Annotated in this window: 12 protein-coding genes, 1 tRNA gene and 2 pseudogenes; 11 read left to right on the forward strand and 4 right to left on the reverse strand. The window is 68.6% G+C overall.

The window, feature by feature from the left end; genetic code table 11:
• From SSNG_RS09010 to SSNG_RS09035, 6 genes are all read left to right on the forward strand, one after another.
• Positions 1–656, forward strand: a 656-nt coding sequence (locus SSNG_RS09010; protein WP_206731283.1) for a Tat pathway signal sequence domain protein, incomplete at its 5' end; no start/stop codon positions are given.
• Positions 657–956: 300 nt separating this feature from the next.
• On the forward strand, positions 957–2,186 hold the full coding sequence (locus tag SSNG_RS09015; protein ID WP_007263508.1) for a branched-chain amino acid ABC transporter substrate-binding protein: 1,230 nt from the start codon (positions 957–959) through the stop codon (positions 2,184–2,186).
• Between the two features lie 101 nt (positions 2,187–2,287).
• Positions 2,288–3,217 carry a branched-chain amino acid ABC transporter permease gene (locus tag SSNG_RS09020; RefSeq protein WP_007263509.1) on the forward strand — a complete coding sequence of 310 codons (930 nt, stop codon included), beginning with the start codon at positions 2,288–2,290 and terminating at the stop codon, positions 3,215–3,217.
• Positions 3,218–3,222: 5 nt separating this feature from the next.
• Positions 3,223–5,037 carry a branched-chain amino acid ABC transporter permease gene (locus SSNG_RS09025; protein ID WP_063749878.1) on the forward strand — a complete coding sequence of 605 codons (1,815 nt, stop codon included), beginning with the start codon at positions 3,223–3,225 and terminating at the stop codon, positions 5,035–5,037.
• Positions 5,038–5,040: 3 nt separating this feature from the next.
• Positions 5,041–6,003: an ABC transporter ATP-binding protein gene (locus SSNG_RS09030; RefSeq protein ID WP_007263511.1), complete on the forward strand. Its 963-nt coding sequence runs from the start codon at positions 5,041–5,043 to the stop codon at positions 6,001–6,003.
• Entirely contained in the window at positions 6,000–6,716 is a 717-nt protein-coding gene (locus SSNG_RS09035; protein WP_007263512.1) for an ABC transporter ATP-binding protein, read from the forward strand. Before SSNG_RS09030 ends, SSNG_RS09035 begins: the two co-directional genes overlap by 4 nt.
• Before the next feature lie 76 nt (positions 6,717–6,792).
• Here the strand turns inward: SSNG_RS09035 and SSNG_RS09040 are convergent, their stop codons facing one another.
• Positions 6,793–7,446: a response regulator gene (locus SSNG_RS09040; protein WP_007263513.1), complete on the reverse strand. Its 654-nt coding sequence runs from the start codon at positions 7,444–7,446 to the stop codon at positions 6,793–6,795.
• Between the two features lie 97 nt (positions 7,447–7,543).
• Between SSNG_RS09040 and SSNG_RS09045 the strand changes: the two genes are divergently transcribed.
• The 4 genes from SSNG_RS09045 (at position 7,544) to SSNG_RS09060 (ending at position 9,469) form a co-directional block, all read left to right on the forward strand.
• Positions 7,544–7,618: transfer RNA gene (locus SSNG_RS09045), tRNA-Leu, on the forward strand.
• 109 nt (positions 7,619–7,727) lie between these two features.
• A complete protein-coding gene (locus SSNG_RS09050; protein WP_007263514.1) occupies positions 7,728–8,462 on the forward strand; it encodes a hypothetical protein in 735 nt (244 codons plus the stop codon).
• Between the two features lie 48 nt (positions 8,463–8,510).
• The gene (locus SSNG_RS09055) at positions 8,511–9,176 is read left to right on the forward strand and encodes a MerR family transcriptional regulator (protein WP_042800777.1); all 666 of its coding nucleotides are present in this window, start codon (positions 8,511–8,513) and stop codon (positions 9,174–9,176) included.
• Between the two features lie 41 nt (positions 9,177–9,217).
• Positions 9,218–9,469 carry an EF-hand domain-containing protein gene (locus SSNG_RS09060; RefSeq protein ID WP_007263516.1) on the forward strand — a complete coding sequence of 84 codons (252 nt, stop codon included), beginning with the start codon at positions 9,218–9,220 and terminating at the stop codon, positions 9,467–9,469.
• Positions 9,470–9,528: 59 nt separating this feature from the next.
• Here SSNG_RS09060 and pyk read toward each other — a convergent pair whose 3' ends face one another.
• Together pyk and SSNG_RS09070 are read right to left on the reverse strand one after the other, a co-directional pair.
• The gene (pyk, locus tag SSNG_RS09065; protein WP_007263517.1) at positions 9,529–10,956 is read right to left on the reverse strand and encodes a pyruvate kinase; all 1,428 of its coding nucleotides are present in this window, start codon (positions 10,954–10,956) and stop codon (positions 9,529–9,531) included.
• 135 nt (positions 10,957–11,091) lie between these two features.
• The gene (locus tag SSNG_RS09070) at positions 11,092–11,802 is read right to left on the reverse strand and encodes an SIMPL domain-containing protein (protein WP_007263518.1); all 711 of its coding nucleotides are present in this window, start codon (positions 11,800–11,802) and stop codon (positions 11,092–11,094) included.
• A gap of 140 nt (positions 11,803–11,942) precedes the next feature.
• On the opposite strand from SSNG_RS09070, the pseudogene SSNG_RS09075 reads away from it, so the two are divergent.
• Positions 11,943–13,741 (forward strand): annotated as a pseudogene (locus SSNG_RS09075) (5'-nucleotidase C-terminal domain-containing protein).
• Positions 13,742–13,799: 58 nt separating this feature from the next.
• On the opposite strand, the pseudogene SSNG_RS09080 reads toward SSNG_RS09075, so the two are convergent.
• Positions 13,800–14,084: pseudogene (locus tag SSNG_RS09080) on the reverse strand (lysine 6-monooxygenase); the annotation flags it as partial.

Genomic DNA, 14,084 nt, shown 5'->3' on the forward strand with positions numbered 1-14,084 from the left:
TCGGGCACCCCGACCGGCGGGCCCTGGGGGTGAGCGCCGGCATCGGCCCGGTGGAGCCCGGGGAGGGCACCGAGGACGGGCAGGGGCCGCGCAGGGGTCCCCGTACGCCCGGCGCGGACTGGATCCGCTCCCGCTACGCCCGCCACCGCCGAGCCGTCCTGACCGTCGCCTCGGCCGCCGTACTGGCCGCGGCCGCCGCCCGCATCTACGCCACACGGCCCGAGCCGCCCCGGCCCGAGGCCCCGCCCGCCCCCTCCCAGGCGCTGTCCCTCACGTACGGGAATCCGGTGGAGCCGGCGCCCGACGGTGCCGCCTTCGCCTTCACTGTGCGTGTGCGGACGGCGGTCGGGCCCGCCGTCACGGTGGAGCGGATCGGCCAGCCCTCGCAGGCACTCGGCGTGACGATCCGGCCATCCCTCCCGGCCACGGTCGGGGCGGGAGAAGTTCGTGAGCTCCTCGTTCTCATTCAGGCAAAAGACTGCGTGCATGTAGCACGGAATTCCGGGCTGCCATTCCTGGAAGTGACCCTGAGTAATGGATTCCAGAAAGAGGATCACAGTTACATCCCCGGTGACCGATATGCCAGGGATCTTTCCGTCGCGCTGACCAGGGCCTGTCCCGAAGCCCGAGACGCGGCCCCCACGGGGCCGTCATGAGCAAAAACCCCCAGAGTCCTGGCCTGTCAGGACTCAAACCACCCAATGGTCCTGCTGCGTCTCACCATGCGGACAAGACGAACCGGCCTGAATTCCCCCGTTCCACCCGCCGTGAACCGCTATGTATTACGCCGTGGCATAACAAGAGAGTCACATCATTGGCCTCAGCCCTCCATAACCGCCGATGAGCCGCCTAGAGTCACGGCCAGTTACCGCGACCGCCGGATTTTCTTCAGTTCGGTTCCCCGCGTTCGACTCGACGCGTCCCACGGGGGACGCGGCGCCAGGAAAGGACTGATCGTGCGTTCTCGTCAGCTCATCGCCGTGACCGCCGCCCTCGCCGCGGGCGCTCTCACTCTCACCGCCTGCGGATCCCGCGACGACAAGGGCGGAGCCGCCGACGCTGGCGGCACCACGGTCGTCATCGCCGTCGACGCCCCGCTGACCGGCGACCTCTCCGCCCTCGGCCTCGGCATCAAGAACTCCGCCGAGCTCGCCGTCAAGCAGGCCAACGAGAAGAAGTACGTCAAGGGCGTCACCTTCAAGTTCGAGGCCCTCGACGACCAGGCCCAGGCCACCTCCGGCCAGCAGAACGCCACCAAGCTCGTCGCCAACAAGGACGTCCTCGGCGTCGTCGGCCCGCTCAACTCCTCGGTCTCCGAGTCGATGCAGAAGGTCTTCGACGACGCCAAGCTGACCCAGATCTCCCCCGCCAACACCAGCCCCTCCCTGACCCAGGGCCCCAAGTGGGCCGAGGGCCAGAAGGCGCGCACCTACAAGAGCTACTTCCGCACCGCGACCACGGACGCCATCCAGGGCCCCTTCGCCGCGCAGTACCTCTTCAACAAGGCGGGCAAGAAGAAGGTCTTCATCATTGACGACAAGAAGACCTACGGCGCCGGCCTCGCCGGAACCTTCAAGGGCGAGTTCACCAAGCTCGGCGGCCAGATCGCCGGCGAGGGCCACATCGACCCCGAGTCCAAGGACTTCTCCGCCGTCGTCACCCAGGTGAAGTCCTCGGGCGCCGACGTCGTCTACTACGGCGGCGAGTACCCGGCGGCCGGCCCGCTCAGCAAGCAGATCAAGGCCGCGGGCACCAACATCCCGCTCGTCGGCGGCGACGGCATCAAGGACAAGAAGTACGTCGAGCTCGCCGGCCCCGGCGGCCAGGGCGACCTGTGCACCTCCGTCGGTGCCCCCGTCGAGACCCTGCCCTCCGCCAAGGAGTTCATCGACAACTACAAGAAGGCCGGCTACAAGGACGACTACTCCGCCTACGGCGGCTACTCGTACGACTCCGCCTGGGCCATCATCGAGGGCGTCAAGAAGGTCGTCGAGGCCAACAACGGCAAGCTCCCGTCCGACGCCCGCGCCAAGGTCCTCGAGGCCGTCCAGGGCGTCTCCTTCGAGGGCGTGACCGGCAAGGTCGCCTTCGACGAGTTCGGCGACGCCACCAACAAGCAGCTGACCGTCTACAAGGTCGACGGCGACGACTTCAAGTCCGTCGAGTCCGGCACCCTCGCCGGCTGACCCTCCGCAAGTCCCCTGCACTACCCCTCACTTGCCGCGCGGGGCGCGAACCAAGCGCCCCGCGCGGTGTCACATCCGTCGAAAGACTCGGAGGACCTGCGGTGCACGAACTGCCGCAACAGCTGGTCAACGGCCTGCTACTGGGATCCATGTACGGGCTCGTCGCCATCGGCTACACGATGGTCTATGGCATCGTCCAGCTCATCAACTTCGCGCATGGCGAGATCTTCATGACCGGTGGCTTCGGAGCCCTCACGGTCTGGCTGATGCTCCCCACCGGCACCACCATGTGGCTCGCGCTGCCGCTCATGCTCATAGGCGCGGTCATCGTCGCCACCCTCATCGCCGTAGGCGCCGAACGCTTCGCCTACCGGCCCCTGCGCAGCGCACCACGCCTCGCACCGCTCATCACCGCCATCGGCCTCTCCATCGTCCTCCAGCAGGCGGTATGGGCCTGGTACCCCGACGCGAAGTCCTCCGTGAAGTTCCCCGAGATCCCCGGCGGCCCCTTCCACCTCGGCAGCATCACCATCCAGACCGGTGACATCTTCCTCGTCCTCGCCGCCCCCATCTCCATGGCCTTCCTCGGCTTCTTCGTCAAGAAGACCCGCACCGGCCGCGGCATGCAGGCAACCGCCCAGGACCCGGACACCGCGAAGCTCATGGGCATCAACACCGACCGCATCATCACGATCGCGTTCGCCCTCGGCGCCGCCTTCGCCGCCGTCGGAGCCGTCGCCTACGGCCTCAAGTACGGCGAGGTCCAGTACCGCATGGGCTTCATCCTCGGCCTCAAGGCCTTCACCGCCGCAGTCCTCGGCGGCATCGGGAACATCTACGGCGCCATGGTCGGCGGCCTGGTCCTCGGCCTCGCCGAGACCCTGACCACCGCCTACATCGCCGACGTCCCCGGCATGAGCCAGCTCGGCGGCCAGTCCTGGGGCAACACCTGGGCGTTCGTACTCCTCATCCTCGTGCTCCTCTTCCGGCCCCAGGGCCTGATGGGTGAGCGCGTGGCGGACAGGGCGTGAGAACCATGACGACCATCACCGCGGACACCGCACAGACCACCGCCGCCGACACCGGCTTCATCGCGATCCCGGAGAAGACGGCCCGCCTCCTCGCCACCGCGGGCGGCCTCCTCACCGTCATCTCCTGCTTCCTGTCCTGGACCTGGACCGCCGCGTTCCCCGGGAACCTCACCGTCTACGGCTACCCCGGCGGCCTCCAGTGGCTCGTCCTCGTCGGCGGCGCCCTCACCACCCTCTTCGGCCTCGCCTCCTACGGGGTCAAGGGCCTCGGCTGGCTCATCCCCGGCGGCGCCGACGCGGCGATCAAGCTCTCCGCCCTCGCCGCCCTCGCCACCGCCTGGTACACGGTCATCACGATCACCGTCCAGCTCGGCGGCGTCGTGAACCTGGAGCCCGGCGGCTACATCGTCGCCCTCACCACCCTCGCCACCGTCGTCGGCGCCCTCGCCCTCCCCTTCAAGCGCCCCGTGCTCGAAGCGGCCGACCCCGACGACAACGGCTGGGACACCTTCAAGCACAACGCAGGCAACGTCTGGACCACGGTCAAGGCCAGCCTCGCCGCCCGCACCCCCGATGCCGCCCGCGCCCTCCCCGGCTGGGCCGAGATCCTGGTCATCACCGCCGTACTCGCCGTGGCCCTCGGCGTCTTCACCTACGGCATCACCACCCCCTACCAGGAACTCTTCGTCGGCTTCCTGATCACCGCGGGCTTCGGCTTCGGCGCCCTCAACAAGAGCGGCCTCGTCGCCCGCTTCACCGCCCTCACCACCAAGCACCGCAACGTCGCCCTCGTCGGCGCCTTCGTCGCGGCCATGGCCTTCCCCCTCACCCAGACCGACGACCAGTACGCGACGGTCGGCGTCAACATCCTCATCTTCGCCACCGTCGCCCTCGGCCTGAACATCGTCGTCGGCCTCACCGGCCTCCTCGACCTCGGCTACGTCGCCTTCCTCGGCGTCGGCGCCTACACCGCGGCCCTCGTCTCCGGCGCCCCGAACTCCCCCTTCGGAGTCCACCTCCCCTTCTGGGCCGCCATCCTCATCGGCGCCATCGCGTCCATGGTCTTCGGCGTCCTCATCGGCGCACCCACCCTGCGCCTGCGCGGTGACTACCTCGCCATCGTGACGCTCGGCTTCGGTGAGATCTTCCGCATCACCATGAACAACTTCGACGGCGTCTCCGGCCCCAACGTCACCAACGGCTCCAAGGGCATCTCCAACATCCCCAACGTCAACCTCTTCGGGTTCGACTTCGGCGCCAGCCACACCATCGCCGGCTTCACCATCGGCCGCTTCGCCAACTACTTCCTGCTGCTGCTCCTGGTCACCCTCATCGTGGTCATGGTCTTCCGCCGCAGCGCCGAATCCCGCATCGGCCGCGCCTGGGTCGCCATCCGCGAGGACGAGACCGCCGCCGAAGCCATGGGCATCAACGGCTTCCGCGTCAAGCTCATCGCCTTCGCCCTCGGCGCCACCCTCGCCGGCCTCGCCGGCGCCGTACAGGCCCACGTCCAGTACACCGTCACCCCCGACCAGTACCAGTTCGCCAACTCCCTCCCCCCGAACTCCGCGTTCCTGCTCGCCGCGGTCGTCCTCGGCGGCATGGGAACCATCTCCGGACCGCTCGTCGGCGGATCGCTGCTCTTCCTGATCCCCAACAAGCTCCAGTTCCTCGGCGACTACCAGCTCCTCGTCTTCGGCATCGCGCTCGTCATCCTGATGCGCCTGCGTCCCGAAGGCCTCATCCCCAACCGGCGCAACCAGCTCGAACTCCACAAGGACCTCGAAGCGCCCACAGTCCTCGGCAAGGCAGGGGCCTGATCCATGACCACCACCACGACCGAAACGGCGACCGCCGAGACCGTCCTCGACGCCCGCGGTGTCACGATGCGCTTCGGCGGCCTCACCGCCGTCAAGAACGTCGACCTCACCGTCCGCAGCGGCGAGATCGTCGGCCTCATCGGCCCCAACGGCGCCGGCAAGACCACCTTCTTCAACTGCCTCACCGGCCTCTACATCCCCACCGAGGGCGAAGTCCGGTACAAGGGCACGGTCCTGCCCCCCAAGTCCTTCAAGGTCACCGCGGCCGGCATCGCCCGCACCTTCCAGAACATCCGTCTCTTCAACAACATGACGGTCCTGGAAAACGTCCTCGTCGGACGCCACACCCGCACCAAGGAGGGCCTCTGGTCCGCCCTCCTGCGCCTGCCCAGCTTCGGCCGGGAGGAGCAGGCCAGCCGCGAGCGCGCCATGGAACTCCTGGAGTTCATCGGCCTCGACCACAAGGCCGAGCACCTCGCCCGCAACCTCCCCTACGGCGAGCAGCGCAAGCTGGAGATCGCCCGCGCCCTCGCCAGCGACCCGGGCCTCATCCTCCTGGACGAGCCCACCGCCGGCATGAACCCCCAGGAGACCCGGGCCGCCGAAGAGCTCATCTTCGCCATCCGGGACAAGGGCATCGCCGTACTCGTCATCGAGCACGACATGCGCTTCATCTTCAACCTCTGCGACCGCGTCGCCTGCCTCGTCCAGGGCGAGAAGCTCATCGAGGGCACCGCGGGCGAGGTCCAGGGCGACGAGCGCGTCGTCGCCGCCTACCTCGGCGAGCCCTTCGAAGGCGCCCCCGGCGCCGAGGAGGTCGCCGAAGTGGAGGCCGCCGAGGAAGCCGCCGAAGCCGAGGTCGTGGCCGAGGCCGAAGCCGCCGTCGAGGCCGCGGAGGCCGACGAGGCCGCCGCCGGAGCCGAGGCGACGGACAGCACCACCAGCACGGACGGAGAGGCCAAGTGACCGCACTCCTGGAGGTCGAGGACCTCCGCGTCGCCTACGGCAAGATCGAAGCCGTCAAGGGCATCTCCTTCAGCGTCAACGAGGGCGAGATCGTCACCCTCATCGGCACCAACGGCGCCGGCAAGACCACCACCCTGCGCACCCTGTCCGGCCTGATCAAGCCCAAGGGCGGCCAGATCAAGTTCCAGGGCAAGTCGCTGAAGAAGGTCCCCGCGCACGACATCGTCTCGCTCGGACTCGCCCACTCCCCCGAGGGGCGGCACATCTTCCCGCGCATGACGATCGAGGACAACCTCCTCCTCGGCGCCTTCCTCCGCAACGACAAGGAAGGCATCCAGAAGGACGTCCAGCGCGCCTACGACCTCTTCCCGATCCTGGGAGAGCGCCGCAAGCAGGCCGCCGGCACCCTCTCCGGCGGCGAGCAGCAGATGCTGGCCATGGGCCGCGCGCTCATGTCCCAGCCGAAGCTGCTGATGCTGGACGAGCCCTCGATGGGCCTGTCGCCGCTGATGATGCAGAAGATCATGGCGACCATCTCCGAGCTCAAGGCGGCGGGCACCACGATCCTGCTGGTCGAGCAGAACGCCCAGGCCGCGCTGTCGCTGGCCGACCAGGGCCACGTCATGGAGATCGGCAAGATCGTCCTGTCGGGCCCGGGCCGCGAGCTCCTCGTCAACGAGGACGTCCGCAAGGCCTACCTCGGCGAGGACTAGTCCGCGCCGGCCCCGCAAAGCCGTGAGGCCCGTCTCCCCTCGGGGGGAGACGGGCCTCACGCGTTCCTCTCGCCGCCTACTTGCCGGCGTTCTGCTTCTTCTCCTCGGCGTCCTCGATGACCGCCTCGGCGACCTGCTGCATGGACATGCGGCGGTCCATGGAGGTCTTCTGGATCCACCGGAACGCGGCCGGCTCGGACAGCTTGTACTCGGTCTGCAGGATGCTCTTGGCCCGGTCGACGAGCTTGCGGGTCTCCAGGCGCGCGGAGAGGTCCGCGACCTCCTTCTCCAGCGCCTTCAGCTCGGCGAACCGGGAGACGGCCATCTCGATGGCCGGGACGACGTCGCTCTTGCTGAACGGCTTGACCAGGTACGCCATGGCCCCGGCGTCCCGGGCCCGCTCGACGAGGTCGCGCTGCGAGAACGCGGTGAGCATGAGCACGGGGGCGATGGACTCCCCCGCGATCTTCTCGGCGGCGGAGATCCCGTCGAGCACGGGCATCTTCACGTCGAGGATCACCAGGTCGGGGCGGTGCTCGCGCGCGAGCTCGACGGCCGTCTGCCCGTCACCGGCCTCGCCGACGACGGAGTAGCCCTCCTCTTCGAGCATCTCTTTCAGGTCGAGACGGATGAGCGCCTCGTCCTCGGCGATGACGACGCGGGTCGTCAGCGGCGGAACGTGCGACTGGTCGGCGTCGGGCGTGGGCGTCGACTCGTGCTCGGCGGTCACGGAGGCTCCTTGTTGCAAGGTGATTCAGCTCCCCCGAGCCTACCTAGCTCCTGTAAGGTGGTGCCACGCAGGGAACCTCGGTTCCTTCGTTTCGTAGGCCCCAGTACTCCAACTGGTCAGAGAGGCCGCTCTCAAACAGCGGACAGTGTGGGTTCGAATCCCACCTGGGGCACCTTTCCTTTAATTCCAAGGTCACGGGAAGGTCGCATACTTTCCCCCCTTCGGGGGAATCCGGCGGAATACGCACACACGGGCGGGAAGTTTTCCCCAACGTCGCCCATATGTACGATCTGGCGACTCGCCGACATGCGCTGGCCCTCCTCGGCGAGGGAAGAAGCATCAACTCGGTCAGCAAGGAAACCGGAATATCCCGGGCCGCCATCCGCGCCTGGCAGAGCCGTATCGACCCGCTCCCCCGCATGAACCAGTCGGCGCCCTGTTCCGGTCCGTCCGACCCGGCCGCTTACGCCTATCTCCTCGGCCTTTACCTGGGTGACGGGTGCATCAGCTCGCACCCGCGCGGTGGGCACCACCTCCGCATCGCATGTGCGGACGCATGGCCCGGTCTCATCGAACTCTGCCGCGCCGCGATCCTGGCCGTGCGGCCGACGGACAAGGTCTACGTGCTGCAGCGCCAAGGCTGCGTGAACGTCACCAGTTACGGACGGCACTGGACGTGCCTGTTCCCACAGCACGCGCCCGGCAGGAAGCACGAGCGGCGCATCGCCCTCGAACCCTGGCAGCTGGAGATCGTCGACGCCCACCCGTGGGAGTTCATCCGGGGCCTCATCCACTCCGACGGGTGCCGGACCATGAACTGGACCGTCCGGAACGGCAAGCGGTACGAGTACCCCCGCTACTTCTTCACCAACAAGTCCGAGGACATCTCCGGGCTCCTGACCCACACCTTGGACCGGGTCGGCGTCCGGTGGAAGCAGGCGAACAAGCACAACGTCTCCATCGCCCGCAAGGAATCCGTGGCCCTCATGGACGCCCACGTCGGGCCGAAGTACTGAGAGCCCGGGCTTGACCCTCCAGTGGGTGGAGACCGCAGGGTAAGGGGCATGGACGGCGTCACGGAGTTGTATTCGATCGGGGAGCTGGCCCGGAGGACCGGGTTGGCGGTGCGGACCATCCGCTTCTACTCCGACGAGGGGGTCGTCGCGCCGGCCTGTCGTAGTCGTGCCGGGTACCGGTTGTACGACGACGGCGCGCTGGTGCGGCTGGAGCTGGTGCGGACGCTGCGGGAGCTGGGGGTGGATCTGCCCAGTGTGCGGCGGGTGCTGGATCGGGAGCTGTCGGTGGCCGAGGTGGCCGCCGTGCACGCCGATGCGGTGGAGGCGCAGATCCGGGCGCTGCGGTTGCGTCGGGCGGTGTTGCGGTTGGTGGCCGAGCGCGGGTCGGGTCCGGAGGAGGTTCGGTTGATGCATGACGTGACGCGGTGGGCGGGCGAGGAGCGGCGGCGGTTGGTGGAGCTGCTGGCGGAGGGGGCCGAGGAGTCGGTGGCGGCGATGGTGCGGGCTTCGGCGCCGGAGTTGCCGGAGGATCCGTCCACCGAGCAGGTGGCGGCGTGGGTGGAGTTGGCGGGGCTGGTGGGGGACGCCGGGTTCCGGGAGGAGTTCCGGCGGGCGCCGGGGGTGGTGGGGCCGGTGGATCCGCGGGTGGAGCGGTACTGGAGGTTGGTGTGGGTGGTGAACGGGTGGGAGGTGGTGCCGGGGTTGGTGCCCTAGGTTGAGGGGGTCAACGGTGTTCGTGGTGGAGGGACGTTTCGGTGAGCGAGAAGGCTCGGAAGCTGTTCGATGCGCTGGATCTGAACCATGACGGTGAGCTGACCCGGGCCGAGGTGATCTCGGCCCTGCGTGACCAGGGGCCGACGCTGGCCGCTCGGGGGGATCTGCCGTTCTGGGGGCTGGGGGACGCGGACGCGTCGTCGGCGTTGTTCGATGCCGCGGACAAGAACGGTGATCAGGTGCTGTCGTTCGAGGAGTTCGAGGCCGAGGTGGACCGTCGGTTCGGTTGGTGACGCCCGCGAACGGCGCCGCCGGCCGTCCCTGGTGAGGGGCGGCCGGCGGCGTCGTGGTGTCAGCGGACGGGGTCGCCGATGTGGTGGATGCGGACGAGGTTGGTCTTGCCGGTGACGCCGGGGGGTGAGCCGGCGGTGATGACGACGACGTCGCCGGGGACGCAGCGTCCGATGCGCAGGAGTTCTTCTTCGACCTGGGCGACCATGGCGTCGGTGGAGTCGACGTGGGGGCCGAGGAAGGTTTCGACGCCCCAGGTGAGGTTGAGCTGGGAGCGGGTGGCCGGGTCGGGGGTGAAGGCGAGGAGCGGGATGGGGCTGCGGTAGCGGGAGAGGCGGCGGACGGTGTCGCCGCTCTGGGTGAAGGCGACGAGGAACTTGGCGCCGAGGAAGTCGCCCATTTCGGCGGCGGCGCGGGCGACGGCTCCGCCCTGGGTGCGGGGTTTGTTGCGGTCGGTGAGGGGCGGGAGTCCCTTGGCGAGGATGTCCTCTTCGGCGGCTTCGACGATGCGTGCCATGGTGCGGACGGTGTCGATGGGGTGTTTGCCGACGCTGGTTTCGCCGGAGAGCATGACGGCGTCGGTGCCGTCGATGACGGCGTTGGCGACGTCGGAGGCCTCTGCGCGGGTGGGGCGGCTGTTGTCGATCATCGAGTCGAGCATCTGGGTGGCGACGATGACCGGTTTGGCGTTGCGCTTGGCGAGTTTGATGGCGCGCTTCTGGACGATGGGCACCTGCTCCAGGGGCATTTCGACGCCGAGGTCGCCGCGGGCGACCATGATGCCGTCGAAGGCGGCGACGATGTCGTCGATGTTCTCGACGGCCTGGGGCTTTTCGATCTTCGCGATGACGGGGAGGCGGCGGCCTTCCTCGTCCATGATGCGGTGGACGTCTTCGATGTCGCGGCCGGTGCGGACGAAGGAGAGGGCGATGATGTCGGCGCCGGTGCGCAGGGCCCAGCGGAGGTCTTCGATGTCCTTGTCGGAGAGGGCGGGGACGGAGACGGCGACTCCGGGGAGGTTGAGGCCCTTGTGGTCGGAGACCATGCCGCCTTCGATGACGCGGGTGTGGACGCGGGGGCCGTCGACGGAGGTGACTTCGAGGGTGACGCGGCCGTCGTCGACGAGGATGCGTTCGCCGGTGGTGACGTCGTCGGCGAGGCCCTTGTAGGTGGTGCCGCAGGTGTGGCGGTCGCCCTGGTGGTCTTCGGCGGTGATGGTGAACTCGTCGCCGCGTTCAAGGAGTACGGGGCCTTCGCGGAAGCGGCCGAGGCGGATCTTCGGACCTTGAAGGTCGGCGAGGACGCCGACGCTGCGGCCGGTCTCGTCGGAGGCCTTTCGTACGCGTTGGTAGCGCTCCTCGTGTTCGGCGTAGGTGCCGTGGCTGAGGTTGAGGCGGGCGATGTCCATGCCGGCTTCGACCAGGGCTTTGATCTGGTCGTATGAGTCGGTGGCGGGGCCCAGGGTACATACGATTTTCGCTCGGCGCATGGGGCGAGCGTATGCCCTACCGGGGGGTAGGAAATGTGGTCGGGGCGTCTCCCCAACAACCTTTGGGCGAAAGCTTGTTGACATTTTTTGAATGTGCGTGGGGGTGCTCTGATGAGCACCCCCCGAGGGGGCTGCTCAGAGCCTGGGCGGGGTCATGGTGAAGCGGGCATTGACCTGGGCGGAGACGGTCTGGCGCTGGGGTTCGAGGTCGAGGGGCGGGGCGCCGGCGTCGTCGGCGGGTGCGGCAAAGGCCATGGTGCGCATGGCGCCGCCGGGCTGGGGGTAGGGGGTGGCGTCCTCGGCTCCGAGGTCGGCGAGTTCGACGAGGGCGGCGAGGTCGGCGCCGAGGGCGTGGGCGTATTCGCGGGCGCGCTGGACGGCTTCGAGTACGGCTTGGCGGCGGGCTTCGCCGTGGGCGGGCGAGGTGGGGCGCAGAGCCCACCAGGGGCCGTCGACCTGGGTGAGTTCGAGGTCGGCTAGGCGGGTGGTGAGTTCGCCGAGGGTGGTGAAGTCGTTGAGTTCGGCGGTGATGTGGACGCGGCCGTGGTAGGCGCGGACGCGTTCGCCGCGGCCGTGTCGGGTGGGTTCGGGGGTGATGGAGAAGGAGCCGGTTTCGATCTTCTCGACGGGTTCGCCGTAGCTCTTGAGGAGTTCGAGGACGGTGGTGTTGCGGCGGGTGAGGTCGTCGAGGGCGGTGCGGCGGTCGGTGCCGCGTGCGCTGACGGTGATGCCGATGCGGGCGATTTCGGGGTCGACTTCGAGGCGGGCTTCTCCGCGGACGGCGACGCGGGGGACCTCGGGGGTTCCGTAGGGCTGGTGGGTGGCGTTCGGGGCGTCCTGGGTCATGGTTTCACTCTCGCACCGGCGCCCGTTCGGGTGTGGTCATCGGATCGAAACCTGAGGGGGGTGTTGCGGCTTGTTACCGGTGCGTCAGAATCTACGCGCGTCGTTCACGCTTCGTAACACGCCTCACAAGGGGAGATGGCATGGCGTTTGACCGTAGGACGTTCATGGGGGCTTCGGCCGCCACGGGTGCCGCTGTGGCGGTGGCGGGGGCCACGAGCTCGCCGGCGGCCGCCGCGACGGCGCCGTCGAAGGGGTCCAAGACCTACGCGTTCACCGTGATGGGCACGACCGATCTGCACGGGAACGTCTTCAACTGGGACTACTTCACGGACAAGGAGTTCGACGACAAGGCGCACAACGACGTCGGTCTGGCGAAGATCTCGACGCTGGTGGAGCAGGTCCGCGCGGAGAAGGGGCGTTGCAACACGCTGCTGATCGACGCGGGTGACACGATCCAGGGGACGCAGCTGTCGTACTACTACGCGAAGGTGGATCCGATCACCGCGCGGCGTGGTCCGGTGCACCCGATGGCGCAGGCGATGAACGCCATCGGCTATGACGCGGCGGCGCTGGGGAACCACGAGTTCAACTACGGCATTCCGGTGCTGCGCAAGTTCGAGGAGCAGTGCCGCTTCCCGCTGCTGGGGGCGAACGCGCTGGACGCGAAGACCCTGCGGCCGGCGTTCGCGCCGTACAGCATGCACCGGCTGCGGACCCCGCACGGGCGGGACGTGAAGGTGGCGGTGCTGGGTCTGACGAACCCGGGCATCGCGATCTGGGACAAGGCGAACGTGCAGGGGAAGATGACGTTCCCGGGTCTGGAGGAGCAGGCGGCGAAGTACGTGCCGAGGCTGCGGTCGATGGGCGCGGACGTGGTGATCGTGTCGGCGCACTCGGGGTCGAGCGGTACGTCCTCGTACGGTGACCAGCTGCCGTACGTCGAGAACGCGGCGGGTCTGGTGGCGGAGCAGGTGCCGGGGATCGACGCGATCCTGGTGGGGGCACGCGCACACGGAGATCCCGGAGTACCGGGTGGAAGAACAAGGCGACCGGCAAGGACGTGGTGCTGTCGGAGCCGCTGAAGTGGGGGCAGCGGCTGACGCTGTTCGACTTCGAGCTGTCGTGGGAGCGGGGCCGCTGGTCGGTGGCGAAGGTCTCGGCGAAGGTGCTGAACTCGAACACGGCGGCCGAGGACCCGAAGATCACGGGGCTGCTGTCGGACGAGCACCGCAAGGTCGTCGCGTACGTCAACCAGGTGATCGGGACGTCCACGCAGGCGATGGCGTCGGCCGAGGGGCCGGTGAAGGACGTGCCGATCATCGACCTGATCAACCACGTGCAGGCGGAGACGGTGAAGGCGGCGCTGGCCGGTTCCGAGTGGGGGAAGCTGCCGGTGCTGTCGCAGGCGTCCTGCTTCTCGCGGACGGCGGCGATACCGGCCGGCCAGGTGACGATCAAGGACGCGGCGGGGCTGTACCCGTTCGAGAACACCCTGGAGGCGCGGCTGCTGACGGGTGCGCAGCTGAAGGACTACCTGGAGTACTCGGCGCGGTACTTCGTGCAGACGGCTCCGGGCGGGGCGGTGGATCCGGCGAAGCTGACGAACGCGGAGAACATCCCGGACTACAACTACGACGCGGTGTACGGGCTGACGTACGACATCGACATCGCGCAGCCGGTGGGTTCGAGGATCACGGGGCTGTCGTTCGCGGGGAAGCCGGTGGATCCGGCGGCGCAGTTCGTGTTCGCGGTGAACAACTACCGGGCTTCGGGCGGTGGGGCGTTCCCGCACGTGCCGAAGGCGAAGCAGCTGTGGGCGAACTCTGACGAGATCCGCAACACGATCATCCAGTGGGTGAAGGCGAAGGGCACCGTGGACCCGGCGGGGTTCGCCTCGGTGGACTGGCGGCTGACGCGCGCGGGCGTGCCCGTGTTCTAGGCCTTCTCGGTGGTGCGTGCGGCCGGGTCCTGCTGTGGCGGGTCCCGGCCGTGTGCGTTCAGGGGTGGTCGACGAGGGGGCGGAGGTTGACGGCCCGGCGGGGGCGGGCTGGGTCGCGCTGTTCGAGGCCGAAGGTGGTGAAGGCGGTGCGGTGGGGCTGGGGGTAGGGCTCCTTGCCGGTGAGGGTGTTGAGGATGGCGGCGCTGCGCCAGGCGGCGAGGCCGAGGTCGGGGGTGCCGACGCCGTGGGTGTGGCGTTCGCCGTTCTGGACGAAGACGGTTCCGCTGACGGAGGGGTCGAGGATCATGCGGTAGCGGTCGTCGATGCGGGGGCGGCCGGAGGA

The organism is Streptomyces sp. C (assembly GCF_000158895.1).
Taxonomy (GTDB): domain Bacteria; phylum Actinomycetota; class Actinomycetes; order Streptomycetales; family Streptomycetaceae; genus Streptomyces; species Streptomyces racemochromogenes.

What these genes read in the sequence shown, in the direction of transcription:
- SSNG_RS09025 (WP_063749878.1), top strand. Translation starts at nt 3,223, where the DNA reads ATGACGACCATCACCGCGGACACCGCACAGACCACCGCCGCCGACACC.
- SSNG_RS09030 (WP_007263511.1), top strand. Translation starts at nt 5,041, where the DNA reads ATGACCACCACCACGACCGAAACGGCGACCGCCGAGACCGTCCTCGAC.
- SSNG_RS09050 (WP_007263514.1), top strand. Translation starts at nt 7,728, where the DNA reads ATGTACGATCTGGCGACTCGCCGACATGCGCTGGCCCTCCTCGGCGAG.
- SSNG_RS09055 (WP_042800777.1), top strand. Translation starts at nt 8,511, where the DNA reads ATGGACGGCGTCACGGAGTTGTATTCGATCGGGGAGCTGGCCCGGAGG.
- pyk (WP_007263517.1), bottom strand. Translation starts at nt 10,956, where the DNA reads ATGCGCCGAGCGAAAATCGTATGTACCCTGGGCCCCGCCACCGACTCA.
- SSNG_RS09070 (WP_007263518.1), bottom strand. Translation starts at nt 11,802, where the DNA reads ATGACCCAGGACGCCCCGAACGCCACCCACCAGCCCTACGGAACCCCC.